This is a genomic window from Desulfohalovibrio reitneri (genome assembly GCF_000711295.1).
GTDB lineage: Bacteria > Desulfobacterota > Desulfovibrionia > Desulfovibrionales > Desulfovibrionaceae > Desulfohalovibrio > Desulfohalovibrio reitneri.
Window position 1 is genome coordinate 1,080,006 of record NZ_JOMJ01000003.1, and the last position, 20,800, is coordinate 1,100,805.

Annotated in this window: 20 protein-coding genes; 9 read left to right on the forward strand and 11 right to left on the reverse strand. The window is 63.3% G+C overall.

The window, feature by feature from the left end:
- Window positions 1-23: 23 nt before the first annotated feature.
- From rpsT to N911_RS0105750, 9 genes are all read right to left on the reverse strand, one after another.
- Window positions 24-284, reverse strand: coding sequence for a 30S ribosomal protein S20 (gene rpsT, locus N911_RS0105710; protein WP_029895212.1), 261 nt, complete (start codon window positions 282-284; stop codon window positions 24-26).
- 116 nt (window positions 285-400) lie between these two features.
- Window positions 401-2,491, reverse strand: coding sequence for a glycine--tRNA ligase subunit beta (gene glyS, locus N911_RS0105715; protein WP_029895214.1), 2,091 nt, complete (start codon window positions 2,489-2,491; stop codon window positions 401-403).
- A 4-nt stretch (window positions 2,492-2,495) separates the two neighbouring features.
- Window positions 2,496-3,374, reverse strand: coding sequence for a glycine--tRNA ligase subunit alpha (gene glyQ / locus N911_RS0105720; RefSeq protein ID WP_029895216.1), 879 nt, complete (start codon window positions 3,372-3,374; stop codon window positions 2,496-2,498).
- A gap of 20 nt (window positions 3,375-3,394) precedes the next feature.
- The gene (gene recO / locus N911_RS0105725; protein WP_029895219.1) at window positions 3,395-4,141 is read right to left on the reverse strand and encodes a DNA repair protein RecO; all 747 of its coding nucleotides are present in this window, start codon (window positions 4,139-4,141) and stop codon (window positions 3,395-3,397) included.
- A gap of 8 nt (window positions 4,142-4,149) precedes the next feature.
- Complete coding sequence (locus N911_RS0105730) at window positions 4,150-5,190, reverse strand: helix-turn-helix domain-containing protein (protein ID WP_029895221.1); 1,041 nt, start codon at window positions 5,188-5,190, stop codon at window positions 4,150-4,152.
- Window positions 5,191-5,205: 15 nt separating this feature from the next.
- Window positions 5,206-6,171, reverse strand: coding sequence for a SurA N-terminal domain-containing protein (locus N911_RS0105735; RefSeq protein WP_081859058.1), 966 nt, complete (start codon window positions 6,169-6,171; stop codon window positions 5,206-5,208).
- Between the two features lie 60 nt (window positions 6,172-6,231).
- On the reverse strand, window positions 6,232-7,203 hold the full coding sequence (locus N911_RS0105740; protein ID WP_051693945.1) for a SurA N-terminal domain-containing protein: 972 nt from the start codon (window positions 7,201-7,203) through the stop codon (window positions 6,232-6,234).
- Complete coding sequence (gene mfd, locus N911_RS0105745; RefSeq protein ID WP_035105056.1) at window positions 7,200-10,652, reverse strand: transcription-repair coupling factor; 3,453 nt, start codon at window positions 10,650-10,652, stop codon at window positions 7,200-7,202. Before mfd ends, N911_RS0105740 begins: the two co-directional genes overlap by 4 nt.
- A gap of 76 nt (window positions 10,653-10,728) precedes the next feature.
- Window positions 10,729-11,202 carry a chemotaxis protein CheW gene (locus tag N911_RS0105750; RefSeq protein ID WP_425266026.1) on the reverse strand — a complete coding sequence of 158 codons (474 nt, stop codon included), beginning with the start codon at window positions 11,200-11,202 and terminating at the stop codon, window positions 10,729-10,731.
- 182 nt (window positions 11,203-11,384) lie between these two features.
- Between N911_RS0105750 and N911_RS0105755 the strand changes: the two genes are divergently transcribed.
- Window positions 11,385-11,597 (forward strand): hypothetical protein, encoded by a 213-nt coding sequence (locus tag N911_RS0105755; RefSeq protein WP_029895230.1) that lies wholly within the window; start codon window positions 11,385-11,387, stop codon window positions 11,595-11,597.
- Between the two features lies 1 nt (window position 11,598).
- Here N911_RS0105755 and N911_RS0105760 read toward each other — a convergent pair whose 3' ends face one another.
- Window positions 11,599-12,945 (reverse strand): UDP-glucose dehydrogenase family protein, encoded by a 1,347-nt coding sequence (locus tag N911_RS0105760; protein WP_029895232.1) that lies wholly within the window; start codon window positions 12,943-12,945, stop codon window positions 11,599-11,601.
- Window positions 12,946-13,122: 177 nt separating this feature from the next.
- On the opposite strand from N911_RS0105760, the gene N911_RS0105765 reads away from it, so the two are divergent.
- Genes N911_RS0105765 through N911_RS0105800 form a run of 8 tightly spaced genes read left to right on the forward strand, consistent with a single transcriptional unit; the run spans window position 13,123 to window position 20,409 of the window.
- Window positions 13,123-13,848, forward strand: a complete 726-nt coding sequence (locus N911_RS0105765; RefSeq protein ID WP_029895235.1) for a pyridoxine 5'-phosphate synthase — start codon at window positions 13,123-13,125, stop codon at window positions 13,846-13,848.
- Window positions 13,848-14,219, forward strand: coding sequence for a holo-[acyl-carrier-protein] synthase (locus N911_RS0105770; RefSeq protein WP_029895237.1), 372 nt, complete (start codon window positions 13,848-13,850; stop codon window positions 14,217-14,219). Before N911_RS0105765 ends, N911_RS0105770 begins: the two co-directional genes overlap by 1 nt.
- Before the next feature lie 2 nt (window positions 14,220-14,221).
- On the forward strand, window positions 14,222-15,823 hold the full coding sequence (locus N911_RS0105775; protein WP_081859059.1) for an NAD(P)H-hydrate dehydratase: 1,602 nt from the start codon (window positions 14,222-14,224) through the stop codon (window positions 15,821-15,823).
- Complete coding sequence (locus tag N911_RS0105780) at window positions 15,771-16,238, forward strand: CBS domain-containing protein (protein ID WP_029895241.1); 468 nt, start codon at window positions 15,771-15,773, stop codon at window positions 16,236-16,238. Before N911_RS0105775 ends, N911_RS0105780 begins: the two co-directional genes overlap by 53 nt.
- Window positions 16,238-16,720, forward strand: a complete 483-nt coding sequence (gene tsaE, locus N911_RS0105785) for a tRNA (adenosine(37)-N6)-threonylcarbamoyltransferase complex ATPase subunit type 1 TsaE (protein WP_029895243.1) — start codon at window positions 16,238-16,240, stop codon at window positions 16,718-16,720. Before N911_RS0105780 ends, tsaE begins: the two co-directional genes overlap by 1 nt.
- Window positions 16,721-16,727: 7 nt before the next feature.
- Complete coding sequence (locus tag N911_RS0105790; protein ID WP_029895245.1) at window positions 16,728-17,966, forward strand: aspartate kinase; 1,239 nt, start codon at window positions 16,728-16,730, stop codon at window positions 17,964-17,966.
- Entirely contained in the window at window positions 17,966-19,597 is a 1,632-nt protein-coding gene (cimA, locus tag N911_RS0105795) for a citramalate synthase (protein WP_029895247.1), read from the forward strand. The genes N911_RS0105790 and cimA overlap by 1 nt, the downstream gene beginning before the upstream one ends.
- Window positions 19,570-20,409 carry an MBL fold metallo-hydrolase gene (locus tag N911_RS0105800; protein ID WP_035104399.1) on the forward strand — a complete coding sequence of 280 codons (840 nt, stop codon included), beginning with the start codon at window positions 19,570-19,572 and terminating at the stop codon, window positions 20,407-20,409. Before cimA ends, N911_RS0105800 begins: the two co-directional genes overlap by 28 nt.
- A 4-nt stretch (window positions 20,410-20,413) precedes the next feature.
- Here the strand turns inward: N911_RS0105800 and N911_RS0105805 are convergent, their stop codons facing one another.
- A complete protein-coding gene (locus N911_RS0105805; RefSeq protein ID WP_029895251.1) occupies window positions 20,414-20,767 on the reverse strand; it encodes a PilZ domain-containing protein in 354 nt (117 codons plus the stop codon).
- Window positions 20,768-20,800: the final 33 nt, after the last annotated feature.

The window sequence follows — 20,800 nt, forward strand, 5'->3', positions numbered from 1 at the left end:
GGATGCGAGCCGTGTAAAGAGAACTAGATCGCGTTGACCTTGCGGGTCAGACGGGACACCTTGCGCCCCGCGGTGCGCCAGTGGATGATGTTCCGGCGGCCGGCCCGGTCCAGCACGGAACTGGCCTGCACAAGAGCCTGGGAGGCCTGATCCTTGTCGCCCTGCTGCACGGCGGTTTCCACCTGCTTCACGGCGTTCTTAATACGGGTCTTCATGGCCCGGTTGCGGGCGCGGCGCTTGAGGCTCTGCTTGTGGCGCTTGATGGCGGACTTGTGGTTGGCCACGGCGTGCTCCTGTATCCCGATGACGGGTTTTATTCGTTCCTAGCTCGTTCTCGTTTCGGAAATGGGGTCTTTACACATTCTCCAGGCATTCTGTCAAGTGCCTCGACCCTCTTTTCTCACACCTGCAGGGCGTTGAAGTCCGCCAGCCTGGCCAGCAAGGAAACCAGGGACTGCAGCAGGCCGAGGCGGTTGCGGCGCAAGTCGTCCTCTGGGCACATAACCATGACGTTGTCGAAGAAAGCGTCAACTTTGGGTCGTAATTCGCCCAGCAGGGCGAACAGGTTCCTGAAGTCTCCCTTCTCCCAGTGCTCCTCGAAACGGGGTGTGACGGCCTCGAGGGCGGCGGCCAACTCGCGTTCGGCTTCTTCCTCGAACAAAGCCGGGTCGTAGGAGCCAATCAGCGCCACTCCGGCTTCATCGCCCTGCTTGCGGATGATGTTGGCCGCCCGCTTGAAGGTCAAGACCGCCTCCTGAAAACCTGGAGAGCGGCTGAACTCGTCCAGGGCGCGCAGTCGGCGGCCGAATGCGTGGATATCGTCGAATCCAGCCCCGAGACAGGCCTCCACAACCAGGGTCTCGAACCCTCGGGCCGTGTAGTGAGCCTTGAGTCGCTGCCCGAAAAACTCCACAAGGCGCTCCTGGGCCTCGTCCGGGCTCAGCTTCCATTCCACGTCGGAGTACCCGTTGAACGCGGTTTTGATGAGATGGCGCAGGTCCAGTTTCAGGCGGTGCTCCAAAACAATGCGGCATATGCCCAGGGCCTGACGGCGCAGGGCGTACTGATCCGCGCCGCCGGTGGGAATCATATTCAGTCCAAAGCACCCGGCCAGAGTGTCCGCCTTGTCCGCGATGGACAAGAGCGCACCGGGGAGGCTGGAAGGCACGGAACTGTCCGGTCCGGCGGGCAGGTACTGTTCGGAAAGGGCCTGGGCGATGTTGGCGGAGTACCCTTTAAGCCCGGCGTAAATGCCGCCCATAATCCCCTGGAGATTATCGAATTCGCAGACCATCTCGGAGACCAAGTCGCACTTGGCCAACCTGCCCGATTCACCCATGTCGAGCAGCAATTCCGGCTTGACCTGTTCGGCCAACTTGCCTCCCAGCCGCTCAAGACGCCTAGCCTTCTCCCCCATGCTGCCCAAGGGCTGGAGGAAGGTCACGGAGTCCAATTTACCGAACCAGACATCGAAGCTTTGCGACTTGTCCGCCTCCCAGAAAAAGCGGGCGTCCTCCAAGCGGGCCTTGAGCACACGTTCCCAGCCGGAACAGACCAGACCGGGATCATCCGGCTCCAAATTGAGGACAGTAAGGAACTTGTTCGCCAAGCCGCCCTCGGCGTCCTGCACGCCCAGGCTCTTCTGGTGTTTCTGCATGCTGGTCAGCAGCACTTCGCGAGGAAGTTCCAGATAAAGCTCGTCGAAGGAGCCGAGCATGGGCCTGGGGTATTCCACCAGGTTGGCCGTCTCGTCCAAGAGATCGTCGTCCCAGACGATGGACAGTCCTTCGGCTTCGGCCAGGCGATCGCCCTTGTCGCGTATAAGCCGCTTGCGTTCCTCGGGGTCCAAAACGACGGCCCCCCGCTCGCGCATGGTCAAAAAATACTCGGCCGGATCGGCCACTTCGAACGGCCCGGGCCCCATCACGCGGTGTCCCCAGGTCGTCCGTCCAGTCCGGATGTCCTCCAGGGCGAATTCCACCACGTCGTTGTCCAGAAGAGCCAGCAGCCAGCGTATGGGGCGACCGAAGGCCAGGTCGCGCGAGCCCCATCGCATGCGCTTGGGGAAGGAAAGGCGACGAACTACCCGCTCCAGGATTCCCGGCAGCATATCCAGGGCAGAGGCTCCGCCCACGGCCTTGGTCACGCTCAGGTACTCGCCCTTGTCCGTCTTGATGGTGCGCAAATCGGACGGTTCCACCCCCTGGCTGGAGGCGAAGCCCAGCCCGGCCTTGGTCAACTCGCCGGACTCATCAAAGGCGATGCGGGCGGGCGGACCGGTGACGACTTCCTCCTCCCGGCGTTGCTCCGTGGCCAAGCCGGTGACATGCAGCACTAGCCGCCTTGGAGTGGCATGGCCGAAAAGGCGGCCGCAGTCCAGACGCTGTTCAAGAAGCTCCTCGGCCGTCAATCGCTTCAACTCCTCCGCCAGGGAGGGCACGAAGCGGGCGGGCATCTCCTCGACGCCGATTTCCAGCAGCAGTTCGGCCATTGTGCTACCCCTCCTCCCGGGCCAGCATGGGATGGCCCAATTCCTTGCGCTGGGCGGCGTACAGCCTGGCCACCTTGGAGGCCAGTGCGCGCACCCGGTGGATGTACCCGGTCCGCTCGGTGATGGAGATGGCTCCACGCGCGTCCAACAGGTTGAAGGTGTGGGAGCACTTGAGACAGTAGTCGTAGGCGGGCCAGGGAAGCCCCTGTTCGCACATACCTGAGCACTCGGCCTCGAACATGTCAAAATTGGTGAAAAGCATGGAGGTGTCGGCCAGTTCGAAATTGTAGCGGGACTGTTCCACCTCGTTCTGGTGGTGAACCTGCCCGTAGGTGACGTGCTCGTTCCAGTCCAGGTCGTACACGGATTCCTTGCCCTGAAGATACATGCAGATGCGCTCCAGGCCGTAGGTCAGCTCCACGCTGACGGGGTGAAGGTCGATGCCGCCCACCTGCTGAAAGTACGTGAACTGGGTAACCTCCATGCCGTCTAGCCAGACTTCCCAGCCCAGGCCCCAGGCGCCCAGGGTCGGGGACTCCCAGTCGTCCTCAACGAAGCGGATGTCGTGACGGGCCGGATTCACGCCCAGGGCGGCCAAGCTTTGCAGGTAGAGGTCCTGCACATCGTCCGGCGAAGGCTTCAGGATGACCTGGAATTGGTAATAGTGCTGCAACCGGTTGGGGTTTTCCCCGTAACGTCCGTCCGTGGGCCTGCGGGAGGGCTCTACATAGGCGACGTTCCACGGTTCCGGCCCAATGACCCGAAGAAAGGTGTGGGGATTGAACGTCCCCGCGCCGACCTCCACGTCAACGGGCTGGCCGACCAGGCATCCCCGCTCGGCCCAGTATTGTTGCAGGGTCAGAATCACGTCTTGAAACGTCATGGCGCTCCTCGAAAAACGATCTAGGCCCGGCGAAAGCGACCTTTCCGCCAGGCCAGGCCGAGATGATATTGGATAAACCCGTCCACGAGGCTGAAGCATTCCTCGCGGACCCCCGCGGGCATGTCCAACCGGCTCCACTGTCCGGGCGTGCTGTCGGCCAAAAAGCGCAGCGTGGCCACGGCGCCTCGACTGAGGCGCAGGCCGCCCCCCGAACGGGACCCGCACTTTTCGCAAAGAAGCCGCCCCCGGTCAACGGCGAAGTAGGCGTGCTCCATGCCCTCGACCTTCAGGCCGCATTCCGGGCAGCATTCGAGCTGCGGTCCGAAACCGAGAGCGAAGAGCGCCCCGGCTCGGAAATACATGGGCAACGAAGGGGAAACTTGGTCGGCCTCATCCAGAACACGCAGCGTATCCGCCATGGTGTGAAAAAGATATTCGGCGCTCTCCTCCCCGTCCTGCACGGCCTCCACGAACTTAAGGCAGTTGGCGGCCATGCCCAGCCTGTCCAGGTCCGAACGCAGTCTTGGGAAAGATCGGGAGAGTCCGGCCTCGGTGAGGTGCAGGTACCGCCCGGCGCGGTCCGAAGACACGCTGGCTAGAAGGATGTTGAATGAATCAAGGCAGCCGGGAAAGCGGCGTCGACTCTTGGCCCCGCCAAAGGCGAACACCGTCAGCAGGCCACGGGAGGGGGTCAATAAGCGCACCCACAGATCAGCCTCGCGAAAGCGGCCAGTCCCGGCCACCAGGGCCTTGTCGGTGAACTCCATGTACCCTCCTACTGGGGAGGGAAATCCAGGGTGCGGACCTGTCCGGATTCCGCGCCGAGGGGAACCGTCTGCCCGTCGTAGACAACGTCAACCCCACCCGCGTTGCCGAGCCGAAGGCGCAGGGACTCGTCGAAAGGAAGGCGCAGTTTCTCCCCCGGGCGCAGGTAATATTCCCGCACCGAGCCGCCGTCCGTATTGGTCTCCATCCAGCAGGCCTCGGTGGCGGAAACGACCACAAGGTGCTCGCGTCCGCCCACGGCCTCGCCAGCCGACATGGTCCGTGTTTCGGCTTGCTCGCCGACGGTCTCGGCCCCCTCCTCCGGAGCGGGGGCGGGCACTTCCTCCGCGGTTGGCCCCTCAAGGGCCTCGGGTGAGGATTCCGGAGCGGCCGGGCCGCTTTCCACGCCCCCTTCGGCGGCATCGTCGGCCGCAGGGGGCGACTCCTCAGCGGCCTCCGGACCATCGGGCTCCCGCCGCTCCAAGGCATCCAGTTCATCCGCGGCGGGCTCCTCATCCATGGCACCGTCCACTCTGGGCGACTCGGGTTCCGCCGGGGTAACTGGAGAAGGCTCGGGAGACGCCACAGGCTCCTCCACGGGAGCCTGATCCGGCGTCACAGCGGGCGTCGTTCCTGATTCGTCCGGAGGCGAGACCGACTTCGGCAGCATCCAGACGCCCACGCCCACGGCCGCCGCCAGCACAACCAGCAAAACGATTGTCCGGACCACCTTGGCCCCGGCGCGCGAGCCGGAGTGAAGCTTGAGGTCCTTTTTCAGTTCGCGGGCCGCCTCCTCGCTGAAATCGTCCTCAATTGGCAGGGCCTCGTTGAGCACTTCATCGTATTCAGCGAGGTCAACGCCAAGCAGCTCGGCGTAATTGCGTATAAAGCCACGGCTGTAAACGGCGTGGGGCAGATCGTCCTCGCGGCCTTCCTCGATGGCCGTAATGTTGCGGCGGCTGATCTTGGTCCGCTCAACGACCTCATCGAGACTGAGGCCCTTGTTCATGCGCTCGTGGCGCAGCCGTTCACCCAATTCCCGCAAGCTCATGCCCTTTCTCCCGGGCTAGAGTCTGATGTCCAAAATGGCTTTCTTCCGAAGCCGCTGCAGATATTCCTGGTACAGTTCGTCGAACCGCGGCTCGGCCAACTCATCGCGTATTTCCTCCCGGACCTCCTCCAGTGGCCGGACTTGGCCGGCGCTGTCGGAAGTCACCTTAAGCAGGGCGCCCTTGCCGCTAATGGCGAAGGGACGGCTGACGTCTCCCTCGCTCTTGCCCGCCAGGGCGTCCTTCCATTCCGGAGCGAGTTCCGACCACTGCAGCACCCCGATGTCTCCCCCGGATTCGGCCGCAGGACCGATGGATTGGGCCTCGGCGGCTTCCGCAAAGGTCATGTCGCCGGAGACGATGCGCTCGCGCAGGGTTTCGGCCTGTTCGTCATCCGGCAAAAGGATGATTCGCAGGCCGACGGAACGCTGCTTGGTGTACCGCTCCTTGTGCTCCTCGTAAAACGCTTCGATTTCCTGGGTGGTCACGGCCACCTTGCGGCGGACCATGCTTCCAACCAGGCGGTTCGTGATGATGTCCTCACGCAGCTTCTCGCGAAACTTCGGCAAGGTCAGGCCTTCTTCGGCCAGTTGCTTTTTCAGCTCCTCCTGGTCAAGGTCCTTCTGCTGCTTGAGCCGCTCCAGGTGCGAGTCCACTTCACTGTCCGAGACGGTGATACCCAGACGCTCACCTTCCTGAACAAGCAGCATTTCATTGACCATGCGGTCCAGCAGGTCGCGCTTCATCCGGCGCAGGCGCTTCCGTTCCTCCTGGGAAAGCTCCTGGCCCTTGAAGCGGAGCATGATCGGCTTGAAGCGTTTGTCAAGCTCGTGCAGCGTAATGATCTCTCCATTGACCACGGCCACTATGCGGTCCAACACCTCCGCCTTGGCGGGACGGGCCGGAAGCAGAAGCGCCAGGACGATCAGGACGAGAGCGCCCCGCATGCCGGGGCGAGAGAGTGCGGTACGGGAATATGCCATCAAGAGTACCTGGATTGGGTTTTGGTTGTAGTCGCTTTTCAAGCCGGTTGCAATGCGGCTTCAGCCTTCGCTGGAGCCGTGTTCGTTCTCGTTCGTATCCGGCGTTGCCCGCTCTTCAAGGAGCCGCTTGCTGACTTTTATCTCCGCCTGGCCGAGAGCGTTGGCCAGCCATTCGTCAAAAGCCTTCCACAACTTGCGCTCTAGAAGCACCTTTTCGACAAGAGGATAGGCCTGGGACGGGTCGAGAACCTTGCCGGGAATGCGTTCCAGCAGCAAGAGTTGGTTGAAGGTGTCGTTCTCTTCCCAGACGGAGCTTTTACCTCCCGGCTCGACCCCTTCCAAAGCGTCGCCCCAGCCGGCGGAAAGTCGGTCCTCGCGGAGTTTGATCCGCCGTAGCCGGGTCTGCTTGAGCTTGGCCTCGATGGAATCCGGGGACTCTCCTTCGTCGTGGTAGTCTCCCGCCTTTTTCACCAACTCCCGGCTGGGGCCCTCGACCAGCACGACGACGACTCGTGGCGGGAGATAGAAGTCCTGGATATTCTCGCGGTAGTATTGCTCCGCTTCCACGTAGTCCAGCTTGACCTGCGGCCGCAGCACCAGGTTGTTCAGCTTTTCCATGGCCAGCCGGGCCCGAAGCTGCTGCCGCCACGCCCCAAGATCGATGTACTCCTCGACCAGCACTTCTTCGAAAGCGCCTTCCGGGTAGTCGTCCCGGACTTCTTGCTCCGCTTCCCGCAACTCTTGGTCGGTCACCTCCAGACCTCGGCTTTGCAAATCCTGTTCAATGAGCTTCTGGACGATGAGGTCGGCCAGGGCTTGGCCGTATTCCGAGCGGAGTTGTTCCACAGAAGGGTTGTATTCGCTCTGGCGATAGAAATGGAGCAGGTCGTTCTTGAACTCGAGTCGGGAAAGATAGATTGGGTCGCCGTTAACCCGGGCCACCACGCCCGGCTCCTCTTCTTCAGGGCCGCATCCGACCGACAAAGCGAGGAACAGCAGCAGCGGCAACACAACAGCGGAACGGATGCTCACTCGCCCTCCTTCCCTTGGCCAGCGGCCAGAGAGGCCAGTTCGGTTCGCAGAAAAGCCATGTTTTCGGACGCTTCATCGTGCTCCATGCGCACCTCCAGGCGTCCGGGAGGCAGGAGTTTGGCCCATCCTTGCCTGCTTTGCAACCAGGATACCAGCTCATCCGGATCTGGGCCGCCAACGTCTTCGCTCCAGTGGATGACCGCCCGGTTGACGTACAGGTCCGCCTTGACCGCGCGCAGCCTCCGGAGTTCACGCTTGACCTGGAGCATGGCCAGGAAGTTGCGCGCCGCTTCGGGCATCTTGCCGAAGCGATCCTTGACCTCCATGGCCAAGTCCGCTTCCTCCTGATCATCCCGGGCCGAGGAGAAGGCTTTGTAATAGCGCAGACGCTCCCTGGGGTCGTCAATGTAGTCCTCGGGCAGGCTGGCCTCGAACACGAAATTGATCTCCGGCTCCGGGGCTTCGGAGGGGCCGCCCTCGCCGCGCAGGCGGCGGACTTCCTCGTCAAGCATCTCCAGAAAAAGGTCCAGGCCAACCTTGGCGATTTGTCCGGATTGCGCCTCGCCCAGGATGTTGCCCGCGCCGCGGAGCCGCAGGTCCTCCATGGCCACCTTGAATCCCGCTCCGAGATAGTCCATGTCCAGGATGACACGCAGCCGTCTGCGGGCGGTCTCGTTGACCGCTTCAACGTTGGGCACCACGAAATAGGCGTAGGCTTGGCGCTCGCTGCGCCCCACCCGGCCGCGCAACTGATAGAGCTGCCCCAGACCGAACATGTGCGCTTGGTCCACGATGAGGGTATTGGCGTTGGGAAAATCCAGTCCGGATTCCACGATGGCCGTGCAGACCAGCACATCCAGTTCGCCGTGCCAAAAGGAATGCATGGTCTCTTCCAGTTTGGTGGGGGCCATCTGGCCGTGAGCCATGCCCACCCGGGCCTCCGGCACAAGGCGCTTGACGTAGTTTTCCACCGAGTCCAGCCCGCGCACCCTGTTGTGCACCCAGAAAACCTGGCCGCCGCGCTCCAGTTCCCGCAGCAGGATGGTCCGCAGCATGCCCTCCTCCCGCTCGATCAGGGCTGTTTCCACCGGCTTGCGGTCAACCGGCGGGGTTTCAATGACGGAGAGGGAGCGGATGCCGGACAGGGAGAGTTGCAGAGTGCGAGGGATGGGGGTGGCCGTGAGGGTCAGGCAGTCAATGTTGCGTTTGAGTTCCTTGATGCGCTCCTTGTGCTTGACCCCAAACCTTTGTTCTTCGTCCAGAATGAGCAGCCCCAGGTTGGGGACTTCCACATCCTTGGACAGAACGCGGTGGGTGCCGATGAGGATGTCCGCCTTGCCCCGCGCGGCCGCGGAAATGACGTTCTTCTGTTCCGCCTTGGGCACGAAACGGGACAGCATGGCCACGGTCACCGGGAAGCTGGCGGTGCGGCGCTTAAAGGTCTGGTAGTGCTGTTCCGCGAGAACCGTGGTTGGACATAAAAGCACAACCTGCTTGCCGTCGCAAACCGCCCGGAAAGCAGCGCGCAGAGCCACCTCGGTCTTTCCGAAGCCCACGTCGCCGCACACCAGCCGGTCCATGGGCTCGGGGTTCTCCAGATCCGCCAGCACGTCCTGGATGGCCTGAGCCTGGTCCGGTGTCTCCTCGAAACCGAAGCCCGCCTCGAACTCCCAATACAGTTCCCCGGGCGGATCGTAGGAATACCCCTTGGCCACGCGGCGGTAAGCGTACATCTCCACCAGCTCGTGAGCGATCTTTTCAACCGCCTTGCGCGCACGCTCCTTGGCGGCTTTCCACCGCGCGCCGCGCAAGCTGTCCAGGGAAGGTGTGGAGCCTTCCGGCCCCTTGAAGCGCTGCACCACACGCATGCGGTCCACGGGCAGATACAGCTTGTCCTGACCATCGAAATGCAACAGCAGGTAGTCGCCACCCGCCTGGGAGGTCTGCAACCGGGTCAGGCCCCCGAAGCGGCAGACGCCGAAATCGCGGTGAACCAGCAGGTCCCCTGATTCGATTTCCTCGAAGGTCGCCAGCCCCTTGAAATCCTTGCGCCGGGGGCGGGGCTTGCTAGCCTCCTTGGGCTGCAGCACGTCCTCGGCTAGTACGCGCGCGCCCCACCACTCCAGTTCCATGCCCTTCTTCAGGGAGGAGACCAAAGCGAAAACACCCTTGCCCTCGGGCGACCACTCGGTGTGGGGGCGAATATCCTCCTGCTCCGCCAGCTTGAGGAAACGGGAACGGGAACGGGAGGTATGGAAGCTGAGAACGGTTGTCAGCCCCTTGTCCCGCCGGGAGCGGAGGTCTCCCATGAGGGCCGCCCAGGGACGGTCCCTCTCCTCCGGCTTCCAGTAGAGATCGGAGAACGCCTCGACCTCACGCTCGGGCAGCTCCACTCCCTCGCGGTCCAAGCCGATGACCATTTCCTCGAAAACCAGGTGGCGCTTGCCGCTCCATGGCCCCCTGCTCTCCTCGGGCCAAATCAGGGCCTGCTCCGGTGCGGTCCACCCCTTGTCACGCTCCAGGTTTTCCAAAAAGCCCTGCCAAGCCCAGCGCGCTTCCTGCCGTTTTTCCCGAAGCTGGGTGCCTCCCGACAGGAGATAGACCGCGTCATGGGGGAGAAACTCTTCCAGATGGGCGGGCTTGTCGTAGTAGAGGCCGGGCCAGATAGTGCCATCGCCTTCCTCGATTCGGGCCGTGAAGTGCGACAGGGAGGCATCCTTGATCTGCCCCGTGGTCTTGAAATGGCGCAACCTTTCCAACGCCTGCTCGCGCAAAACAGGCGTCAGCAGGGCCGGGGCGGCCGGCAGCAGGAGCACCTCGCGGAGATCGGAAACCGAGCGCTGGGTGCGGGGGTCGAAAAGGCGCAGTTCGTCCAGCGCGTCGCCGAAGAATTCCATACGCACCGGGTATTCCGCACCCGGAGCGAAGACGTCCAGCACGTCGCCTCGCATTGCCATCTCGCCGGGCGCGCCCACCATGGAGGTACGGCGATACCCCCAGGAGGCGAGCTGTTCCAGCAGCATGTCGGAGAGCATCTCCTCGCCCTTTCTCAGGAGCAGCTCCGCGTCGCTGAGCAGTTCGGGAGACGGCCACTTGGGCAGCAGGTTGTCCACGGAAAGGACAGCGCCCACATTCCTTCGTCGTGAGGTAAGGGCGCTCAGGGCGGCCCACCTGGCCACCCACTCCCGGGGATTGGGCTCCGACGCGGGGTAGCCGGGCAGAAAATGCCAGCCAAAACCGGGCCTGGTGGCCTCGGATGAGGCGAAAAGATGCAGCATGGCCCAAGCGCGGCGCGCCTGCTTCTCATCGGGAAGCACCCAGACCACGCTCTGGCCCCGGCGCATGAGATCCTGGGCCAGCAGAGCCTGGGAGGCCACACCGCTCTTGAATACCCGCAGGCTGTCGCCCCGGCCGCGTAGAAAATCGTGCAGTTGTCTCGGAAAATTCACTTCGGCACCCAGAGAAAACACGACAGCCGCCCCACGCGCGAGCGGGAGGCGGCTGCACGAAAACGTCCGGCCGCGTCTAGACGGTGGCCAGCATGGCCTGCTCCTCGCCGGAAAGCAGGCGGTCGAGATCGAGCATGATGAGCAGGCGGTCCTCCAGCTTGCCCACGCTCTTGATGTACTCCGACTCCACGCCGGCCACAACGGGCGGCGGCGGCTCCACCGTGCTGGAAGAGATGCGCAGGACCTCCGAAACGGAGTCAACCACGAAACCGACGATCATGTTGTTGATGTCGATGACGATGATGCGGGTGTTCTTGTCGTGGTCGCGGCGGGCCATGCCGAACCGCCGGCGCAGGTCGATGATGGGGATGACCTTGCCGCGAAGGTTGATGACCCCCTCGACGAAATCCGGGGCCTTGGGCACCCTGGTTATCTCCATGGTGCGGATGATCTCCTGCACCTTGAGAATGTCAACCCCGAACTCCTCGTCGCCAATACTGAAGGTGACGAGTTGGAGAATCTCGTCGTCGTGGCGCTGCGCTTCATCCATCATCGTCATGCGGTAAACCCCCTTGGACCTGCTCTGCTGTGGTCAACGCGCCCGCACGGCGAGACGCAAACCTTCTATAAAACCTGCCGCTCGCAAGCGCAAGAGGCGGCTTGGGCTTGCCTTCCTTGAAGATGCCCAGTAGTCTGTTCGCTCACCGCGCAAAGGAGGAGACTGGTCCGCCCATGGCACATTTTGTAAACAAAGACGAAGGCTTCCCTCTCCTGGAGCAGATCAAGTCGCTGGGCGATGGCGAACTGCTCGACTTCTGGGAGGAGTCGCAATATCTTGAAAAATTCCTTGACGACGACGCCGAGGAAAGCGGCGCTGAATACGAGCGCCTCATCCTGCAGGAACTGATGCTTCGCTCCTGCATCCGCCCCATCTCACCCCGCTGAATCACGCCCCGGGCCGCACCGACTTGCGCCCGATACTGAAGTAGGCGAATCCGTCCGAAGCCAGCATGCTCGGCGAGTAGAGGTTGCGCCCGTCGAAGATAATGGGCGCGCGCAGGGCCTGCTTGATGCGCTTGAAGTTGGGGTTGCGGAACTGGTTCCACTCCGTGACCACGGCCAAGGCGTCGGCGTTTTCCAGCGGCTCGTACTGGTTGCCCACGATCTCCACCAGCGGGTTGTCGCGGAAGATTTCCCTGGCCCTATCGGCCGCCACCGGGTCGAAGGCGCGCACGCGCATGCCCTCGGCGGTGAGATCGCGGATGATTTCGATGGACGGAGCCTCGCGCATGTCGTCCGTGTTGGCCTTGAAGGCCAGTCCCCACATGGCCAGCGTCTTGCCTTTCACTCCGTTCTGCTCCGCGAAGTAGTCCTTGATCTTGTTGGACAGAACCAGTTTCTGGCGGGAGTTGACCATGTCAACGGATTCGATGAGGCGAGGCGAGTAGCCGGACTCATTGGCTGTGTTGATGAGCGCCTTGACGTCCTTGGGGAAACAGGAACCACCATAGCCCACCCCGGGGTAGATAAAATGGTAGCCGATGCGGTGATCCGAGCCGATCCCCACGCGAACCTCGCGCACGTCCGCCCCAACCTTCTCACAGATGTTGGCCACTTCGTTGATGAAGGATATCTTGGTGGCCAGCAGGCAATTGGCCGCGTACTTGGTCATTTCCGCGCTGCGGATCCCCATGACGATGAGCTTGTCGCGGCTGCGGGCGTACGGGGCGTAGAGCAACTCCAGATGCCTGGCCGCCTTTTCGGAGTCACAGCCCACGATGACCCGGTCGGGCTTCATGAAATCGTTGACCGCGTCGCCCTCCTTGAGGAATTCGGGGTTGGAAACCACGTCGAAGGAGATGTCCGCCCCGCGTTTCTCCAACTCCTCCTTGACGATCTCGCGCACCTGATCCGCGGTGCCCACGGGCACCGTGGACTTGTCAACGATGATCTTGTACTCCGCCATGGCCCGGCCGATCTGGGCGGCGACCTGGTTGACGTACACCAGATCGCAGGAACCATCAGGCTTGGCCGGGGTCCCTACCGTAATGAAAACGCACAGGGCGTCCTCCAGACCTCGGGCGAGATCCGTGGTGAACCGAAGCCTTCCCTCGGCCGCGTTACGGCTGACGAGTTCCTCCAGCCCCGGTTCATAAATGTGGATCCTGCCCTGGTTAAGCATGTCCACAACCTGCGGGTTGACGTCCACGCAGACGACGTCGTTGCCCATTTCCGCGAAACAGGCCGCGCTGACCAACCCCACGTATCCCGTGCCGACTATACAAACATTCATCGTGAACTCCCTGAATCACTGGCTTGCGCTCTCGTCAAGAGGGCTGGAATTGGTTACAGGGAATGGTGATGCAGGTCAACACGGGACGCGCGCGCTGTTGCTTTCTTCACAAAGTCGCCGTATTTTTCCTGCTTTTGCCACACAAGGCGACAGCTAACGCATAAAGGAGCCCTTTTCATGCCCGTTTTGGCAGTCAACGTGGACCACGTGGCCACCCTGCGGCAGGCGAGGATGGGCATCGAGCCCGAGCCAGTGACCGCCGCGCACCTCGCCGAACTCGCCGGCGCCCACGGCATCATCGTTCACCTGCGCGAGGACCGCCGGCACATCCAGGACCGCGACGTCCGCCTGCTGCGCGAATGCTTGCAGAGCCGGTTGAACCTGGAAATGGCAGCCACCGAGGAAATGCGGGATATCGCACTGGACGTGAAGCCGGACTCGGTCTGCCTGGTGCCGGAAAAACGCCAGGAGTTGACCACCGAAGGCGGCCTGGCCGTGGCCGGCCGAGTCGACGAAATCAAGGAGTACCTGGCCCCCATCTGGGAGGCGGGTATCCTCTCCAGCCTGTTCATCGATCCCGAGCCTGACCAGATAGACGCCGCAACGTCCATCGGCACCCAGTATATCGAACTGCACACCGGTGCCTATGCCGACGCCCCTCGCGGCGAAAAACAGGACGCCGAACTGGAGCGGCTGATCGAAGGCATCGGCCACGCCCGCGCGGCGGGATTGAAGGTCAACCTGGGACACGGCCTCAATTACCGCAATGTCCTGGCCTTCCAGGACGTGCCCGGTGTGAGCGAGTACTCCATTGGCCACGCCATCATCTCCCGGGCCATATTCACCGGCATGGCCGAGGCCGTGGGCGAAATGGCCCGCATCGTCGAAGGGTTCGCGGACTGATGATCGTCGGCCTGGGCCTGGACCTCGCGGAACTGGACCGCATTCAGGCGGCCTGGGACCGGTTTGGCGACCGCTTTCTAGACCGAGTGCTCACCCCGGGTGAGCGCTCCTCCATGCCCGAGCACGGGCTGCCCTTCCTTGCCGCGAGGTTCGCGGCCAAGGAAGCGGCATCCAAAGCGCTCGGCACCGGCTTCTCCAAGGGCGTCTCCATGCACACCCTGGAGGTGGTTGGCGGCGAACGCGGCAAGCCTGAGCTGGCCCTGCATGGAGCGGCTAGGGAGAGAGCCAGGGAGCTGGGAATGAAAACGGCCCACATCAGCCTGACGCACGGCCGCGACACGGCGTCGGCCGTGGTCATTCTGGAGTCCTGATCATGTACGATCCCCTGCCCTCCCCCGAGGAAATGGCCCATTGGGACCGCGCAACCATGGACCTGGGGCTGCCCGCCTCGGTGCTCATGGAAAATGCAGCTCGAGCCGCTCTGGATGAGTTGGAACGGGAGGTCGGCACCCCCCGGGGTAAACGGGTCCTGTTGCTTGCCGGCAAGGGCAACAACGGCGGCGACGCCCTGGCTCTGGCCCGGATGCTTCATTGTCGGGGAGCGGACGTGCTGGTGCTGCGACTCGGGGCCAAAGGGGAGTACAAGGGCGAGGCCGGAATGAACCTGCGCCTGCTGGACGGCCTGGACATTCCCCACCGCCACGCTCGTTCGGCCCGGTCCGTGCGCGACGACGCCCTGGCGTTCGCCCCCCACGCGGTGGTGGACGGCCTGCTCGGCACCGGCTTCCGCGGAGAATTGCGCGCCGATTACAAAGAATGGGTCAACCTGATCAACGAGTTCTGCCAACGCTCCGCCGTTCTGGCCCTGGACGTCCCCACCGGCCTGGACGCCCGCACAGGCCGCCCCTCGCCCACAGCGGTGCGGGCCAATGCCACGGTGAGTTTCGAATCCGCCAAGGCAGGCATGCTGCTTCCCGGTGCCGGGGAATACATCGGCCGCCTGGCCGAGCCGCACATCGGCATCCCGCCCGTGGTCAAGCAGGCCAATCCAACCGCCCTGCTGCGCATGACGGACCGCCTCGCCCGTCTGGCTGACTCCCCCTCGTCCGAAGCCCATAAGGGAACATTCGGCCACCTGCTCGTGCTGGGCGGGTCGCGTGGCTTGACCGGCGCCCCCGCACTATCCTGTCTTGGGGCGTTGCGGGGCGGCGTGGGGCTGGCCACCGCCGCCTGTCCAGGAGGCGTGGCCACGGAGGTCAAGGCCGGGCTCCCTGAGGCCATGACTTTTCCCCTGGGGCGCGAGGAACACTGGTCGTCAGGCCTTGTTCCCCTCCTGTCCGAAGAGTTGTCCCGCTTCCAGGCGGTTGTGGCGGGCCCCGGCATGGGACGAGACCAGGGCGCGCGCGGGGCCCTGGAAGCCTATCTGGCGCTGGAGGAGCGGCCCGACACGTGTTTCGATGCCGACGCCCTCTACTGGCTGGCGGAATCCCCGGAGTTGCGCTCACGCCTTCGCTCCGGAGACGTGGTCACGCCCCACCCCCTGGAAGCCGCCCGCCTGTTGGGTGAAAAGACCGCGTATATCCAGTCCGACCGCCAGGCAGCGGTGGGCGATCTGGCTTCCTCCCTCGGCTGCGTGGCCGTGCTCAAGGGAGCGGGGACGCTGGTGGCCGCGCCTGAGCGCCGCACACGCTTCTGCCCCGTTGCCGAACCCGCTCTGGCCGTGGCCGGAGCCGGAGACGTGCTGGCCGGCCTCCTGGGCGCGGCCCTTGCCCGAGGCATGGCTCCGCTTGACGCGGCCTGCTTTGCCGTCTACGTCCACGGGTTCACAGGAAGCCTGTTGGGTCGAAGCAACCGCGAACGCGGCCTGCTGGCCTCCGAGATAGCCGACGCCCTTCCCCGGGGGCTCAAGGAGATGCGAACGAATGCAAACGGCCAAAGACATCATGAGCCGCGAGGTTATAACCCTCTCCCCTGACCAGGATATCGCCGAGGCGGCCAAGATTCTCCTGGAAAACAAGATCAACGGCGCTCCGGTGGTCGACGCGGGCAAGGTGGTCGGCGTACTCACCCAGGCCGACCTTGTTTCCCAGCAGAAACGACTGCGACTGCCCAGTGTATTCACCATCCTGGACGGGTTCTTCTCCCTTGGGGGAAGCGTGGACGAGATGCAGAAGGAAATGGGCAAAATCACCGCCATGACCGTGGGACAGGCCATGACCCGCAACCCCACAGTGCTGGCTCCGGATACCCCGTTGGATGAAGCGGCCACCCTGATGGTTGACAGCAAGCTCTACACCCTGCCCGTGGTGGACGGGGAAAGCGTGGTCGGAGTCGTCGGCAAGTCCGACATTCTCAACACCCTCACGGCCTCCGGCTCATCAGGGGAGTGATGCGGCTGAAGCTTGCGGATGAAAGAGCGACTCTGGCCCTGGGCGGATGGCTGGCTGAATGCCTTGCGGAACGGTCCGGTCTAGCCCTCCTGCTCGAAGGCCCCCTGGGGTCGGGCAAGACCACCCTGGTGCGAGGTCTAACCCGCGTCCTGCCGGGCGGGGACCAGGCCGAGGTCGCTTCGCCCAGCTTCAACATCGTCAACATCTATCCCACGACCCCCGAAGTGGCCCATTTCGACCTCTACCGGCTCGAGGGAAGTCCGCCGGGCGAGGAATACGAGGAGTGGCTGGACATGCCGGGGGCGGTTGTGGCCGTCGAATGGGCGGAGTATCTTAATCCCGGCCTGCTTCCCGACGACCGCTTGACCCTGCGCTGGGTGGAGCCCCTGGACGGGGGCAGGCTGGTGGAAATCGCAGCCAGGGGGGAGGCGGCGGAAGCCTGCCTGAAAAGGCTGGCGGAACGTGTCAACGAACAAGCCTGAGGACGCCATGGAAATTATTGTACAGAAATTCGGCGGCACCTCCGTGGCCAACCTCGAATGCATGAAGCGTGTGCGCGAGGTGGTGGCCTGCAAATTGGACCAAGGGGTCAAGGTGGCCGTTGTGCTCTCGGCCATGGCCGGCGAGACCAACCGCCTCATCTCCCTGGCGGAGTCATTCTCCACCGCGCCCGACCCTTCCGAACTGGACGTGCTGGTGACTACCGGCGAACAGGCCTCGGTCTCCCTGTTCTCCATGCTGCTCAAGGACGCCGGGGTGAAGGCCCGCTCCCTGCTCGGCCACCAGATCCAGGTTCGAACCAGTTGCGAGTATGGCAACGCCCGCATCCTGGACATCGAGGCCGAGGCCATGAAGAACCACTTCCAGGACAATGACGTACTGGTCATCGCGGGCTTTCAGGGCTGCGACGAACACGGCCGGCTGACCACTCTCGGCCGCGGCGGCTCCGACACCTCCGCTGTGGCCTTGGCCGCCGCCCTGGGCGCATCCAGCTGCGAAATCTATACGGACGTCGAGGGCGTCTACACCACAGACCCCAACATCTGCGACAAGGCCCGCAAGCTGGACCGCGTCAGCTACGACGAAATGCTCGAAATGGCCTCCATGGGGGCCAAAGTCCTGCAAATCCGTTCCGTGGAATTCGCCAAAAAATACGGCGTCAACGTCCACGTCCGCTCCACTTTTTCCGACACCCCCGGTACAATCGTCTCCCAGGAGGTTCCGTCCATGGAACACGTGCTCGTTTCCGGCATCGCCTACGACAAGGACCAGGCCCGCGTCACCATCTACGACGTGCTGGACCAGCCGGGCGTGGCTTCCTCCATCTTCGGCCCCATCGCCCGCGAGGGCATCCTCGTGGACATGATCATCCAGAACACCTCGCGCGACGGGCACACGGATATGACCTTCACCGTTCCCCGCAAAGACCTGGAGCGGACCGTCACACTCCTGAAGCAGGCGCAGGAGACCATCCACGCCAAGGACATCCAGTCCGACACCGGCGTCTGCAAGGTCTCGGTCATCGGCGTGGGTATGCGCAACCACTCCGGCGTGGCCTCCAAGGCGTTCGAGGCCCTGGCGCGCGAGGGAATCAATCTGCTGATGATCTCGACTTCAGAGATCAAGATCACCATGCTGCTTGAGGACAAGTACGCCGAATTGGCGGTGCGGACCCTGCACGAGGCCTTCGAGCTGGACAAACACCCCGAGGAACGGGTGACAGAGTGATGAGCCGGCGCATCCAGATCTACGACACCACCCTGCGCGACGGGTCCCAGGCCGAGGAGATCAACTTCACCTCGGACGACAAGATCCTTGTGGCCAGGCAATTGGACCAACTTGGCGTGACTTACGCCGAAGGCGGTTTCCCTGGCTCCAATCCAACCGACAGGGCGTTCTTCCGCGAGGTCGGGAAAGAGCGCTTTACGAACCTGACCATCACCGCATTCGGTGCCACCCACTCCTCCAAGACCACGGCGGAGAACGATACCGGACTCAAAGCGCTGGTTGAATCACGAGCCCCAGTGGCCACCATCTTCGGCAAATGCTGGGACCTGCACGTACGCGACGCCCTGCGCATCGACAAAGAGCGGAATCTGGGCATAATCAGGAACACCGTCTCTTTCCTCAAGAATCACTTTAGGGAAGTGTTCTTTGACGCCGAGCACTTTTTCGACGGCTTCATGCATCCCCTTGCCGAGGAAGGCGGGGAACCGTACGCCATATCCTGCCTGCGAGCTGCGTTTGACGCGGGTGCCGACGTCCTTGTTCTATGCGACACCAACGGCGGCAGCATGCCACACCAGATCGTGGAAGCCATGGGAACGGTCCAGCGGGCGCTGCCCGAGGCGCGGTTGGGCATCCACACCCACAACGACGGCGACCTGGCCGTGGCCAACTCTCTGGAGGCGGTGCGCGCCGGAGCCTGTCAAGTACAAGGGACCATCAATGGGTACGGGGAGCGCTGCGGCAACGCCAACCTGTGCTCCATAATCCCAGCGCTGCAAACCAAGATGGGGCTGGAGTGCCTGCCCGAGGGCTGCCAGGAAAACCTCACCCGCATTTCCCACTATGTGGCCGAGACCGCCAACCTCCGTCCTTTCCTGCGGCAGCCCTACGTGGGCCGTTCCGCCTTCGCCCACAAGGGCGGCGTGCATGTCTCGGCGGTCATGCGCAATCCGGCCACCTACGAGCACATCGACCCCGCCGTGGTGGGCAACGTGCAACGCGTCCTGCTCTCGGAGCTGGCTGGGCGCTCCAACGTGCTGGCCATGGCCTCGCGCTACTACGAGGACCTGGACAAAAACGACCCCCACGTGGAATCGCTCCTGGCCGAGATCAAGGAACGGGAGAAGATGGGCTACGAGTACTCCGCCGCCGAGGCCTCGTTCATGCTGCTCTTCTTCCGCACAATGGGCTGGTCGCGGCGCTACTTTGAACACATCAACTTCCGGGTTCTTGACGCCAAGCGCGGCGGCGAGGACCCTATTTCCGAGGCCACGGTGATCCTCAAGGTTCGCGGCCAGCACATACACACCGCAGCCGACGGCCAGGGACCGGTCAACGCCCTGGACAACGCCCTGCGCAAGGCTCTGCTCGACTCCTATCCGGGGCTGGCGGAAATGCGCCTGGTGGACTTCAAAGTGCGTGTGCTCTCCGGATATCAGCGTGACACCGGCGGGACGGCTTCCTATGTGCGGGTGCTCATTGAATCCGGCGACAAGCAGGAAAAATGGACCACCGTGGGGCTGTCGCACAACATCATCGACGCCTCCTGGGAAGCCCTGGTGGACGCCATCACCTACAAGCTTTTCAAGGACGATCCCCAGAAGTGGCCGGTCAAAAAGAAAGACCTGTAGAATTAGCCGTCCTGTCAGACAATCAGGCCCTGCCCGGCTTCTCAAACGAGTGGGGTCTGGCTGTAGCCGTACGGCGCGGCGGCACCCTGGGCTTGTGGGACACTGGGGCCTCACGGTTGTTTCTGGACAACGCCCGCCGTCTCGGCCTCGACCTGTCACAGGCCGCTTGGCTGGCCCTCTCCCACAGCCACTACGACCACACAGGGGGCGTCGCCGCCCTGGTGGAAACGGGCTTCGCCGGAATCGTCACCGCCCATCCGTCCGTGCTTCGCGAGACATATTCCTGCCGTCCGGGCAAACCGGTACGCGAAATTGGCGCGCCCCGGGACTGCCTGCCCATTCTGGAAGACCGGCTGGTCCCGGTTCTGGAAGCCAGGGAGATCGCCCCCGGCGTCACCTTCGCATCCGGCCTGCCAAGAAGTCCGGAGGACCCCGGACACACAGGCTGGTTCTATGCGGACGCCTTGGGAAGCGAGCCGGACACGGTACCTGACGACGCATACCTGGCCATCGAAACGCCGACCGGAACAGTATTGCTGCTGGGCTGCTGCCACGCCGGTCTAAGCAACACCTTTGTGCATGCCCGTGAAAAGCTGGGCATCGAGTCTGTTCACGCCGTGGTCGGTGGGCTGCATCTCTACGAGGCGGAAACCGAGGGAGTGCGACGCGCGGCCGCCCTTCTGGAAGAAGCCGGAGTAAAGAGGGTGATCGTGGGCCACTGCACCGGCGAAGGCGCGGTCCGGGAATTGGCCGAGGCGCTTCCCGGCCGGGTTGAGCCATTGGCCGCGGGGCAAAGCCTGATATTCGGGTGAGCGCCTATTCGAAGTAGGCGCAGGGGGAAACCTCGTCGTCGATGGCGTCAGGGTCTTCGGCATGGAACCGGATGAGGTTGCGAAGATGGGTGAAACTGGCCGGGTCCATCTCCTCGAATTCCACGCCCGCGTCGCGCTGGCCTTCCCGGACCACAGTACCCTTAACCCGGATGGTGGCGTCGTCGGAAAGACCGATGGTCACGGTGCAGGGCTCTCCCTCCTCAAGCCTGGGGTCCGGGCTGCAGGACATGCCCTTGAGGCTGAGATTCTTCATGCGCACCGGCACGTCATGGCCGCCGCTACTGACCACAGCGCCGAACATGAGCGGAACCCTGGTCCGGCTGCGTCGTTCCTCCATGCGATTCACTCCTTACAATCCCGATAGCATTTC

What these genes read in the sequence shown, in the direction of transcription:
- N911_RS0105760 (WP_029895232.1), bottom strand. Translation starts at nt 12,945, where the DNA reads ATGAATGTTTGTATAGTCGGCACGGGATACGTGGGGTTGGTCAGCGCG.
- N911_RS0105780 (WP_029895241.1), top strand. Translation starts at nt 15,771, where the DNA reads ATGCAAACGGCCAAAGACATCATGAGCCGCGAGGTTATAACCCTCTCC.
- N911_RS0105775 (WP_081859059.1), top strand. Translation starts at nt 14,222, where the DNA reads ATGTACGATCCCCTGCCCTCCCCCGAGGAAATGGCCCATTGGGACCGC.
- glyS (WP_029895214.1), bottom strand. Translation starts at nt 2,491, where the DNA reads ATGGCCGAACTGCTGCTGGAAATCGGCGTCGAGGAGATGCCCGCCCGC.
- N911_RS0105730 (WP_029895221.1), bottom strand. Translation starts at nt 5,190, where the DNA reads ATGAGCTTGCGGGAATTGGGTGAACGGCTGCGCCACGAGCGCATGAAC.
- tsaE (WP_029895243.1), top strand. Translation starts at nt 16,238, where the DNA reads ATGCGGCTGAAGCTTGCGGATGAAAGAGCGACTCTGGCCCTGGGCGGA.
- recO (WP_029895219.1), bottom strand. Translation starts at nt 4,141, where the DNA reads ATGGAGTTCACCGACAAGGCCCTGGTGGCCGGGACTGGCCGCTTTCGC.
- N911_RS0105770 (WP_029895237.1), top strand. Translation starts at nt 13,848, where the DNA reads ATGATCGTCGGCCTGGGCCTGGACCTCGCGGAACTGGACCGCATTCAG.
- N911_RS0105790 (WP_029895245.1), top strand. Translation starts at nt 16,728, where the DNA reads ATGGAAATTATTGTACAGAAATTCGGCGGCACCTCCGTGGCCAACCTC.
- N911_RS0105755 (WP_029895230.1), top strand. Translation starts at nt 11,385, where the DNA reads ATGGCACATTTTGTAAACAAAGACGAAGGCTTCCCTCTCCTGGAGCAG.
- glyQ (WP_029895216.1), bottom strand. Translation starts at nt 3,374, where the DNA reads ATGACGTTTCAAGACGTGATTCTGACCCTGCAACAATACTGGGCCGAG.
- cimA (WP_029895247.1), top strand. Translation starts at nt 17,966, where the DNA reads ATGAGCCGGCGCATCCAGATCTACGACACCACCCTGCGCGACGGGTCC.
- N911_RS0105735 (WP_081859058.1), bottom strand. Translation starts at nt 6,171, where the DNA reads ATGGCATATTCCCGTACCGCACTCTCTCGCCCCGGCATGCGGGGCGCT.
- N911_RS0105805 (WP_029895251.1), bottom strand. Translation starts at nt 20,767, where the DNA reads ATGGAGGAACGACGCAGCCGGACCAGGGTTCCGCTCATGTTCGGCGCT.
- N911_RS0105765 (WP_029895235.1), top strand. Translation starts at nt 13,123, where the DNA reads ATGCCCGTTTTGGCAGTCAACGTGGACCACGTGGCCACCCTGCGGCAG.
- N911_RS0105750 (WP_425266026.1), bottom strand. Translation starts at nt 11,202, where the DNA reads ATGGATGAAGCGCAGCGCCACGACGACGAGATTCTCCAACTCGTCACC.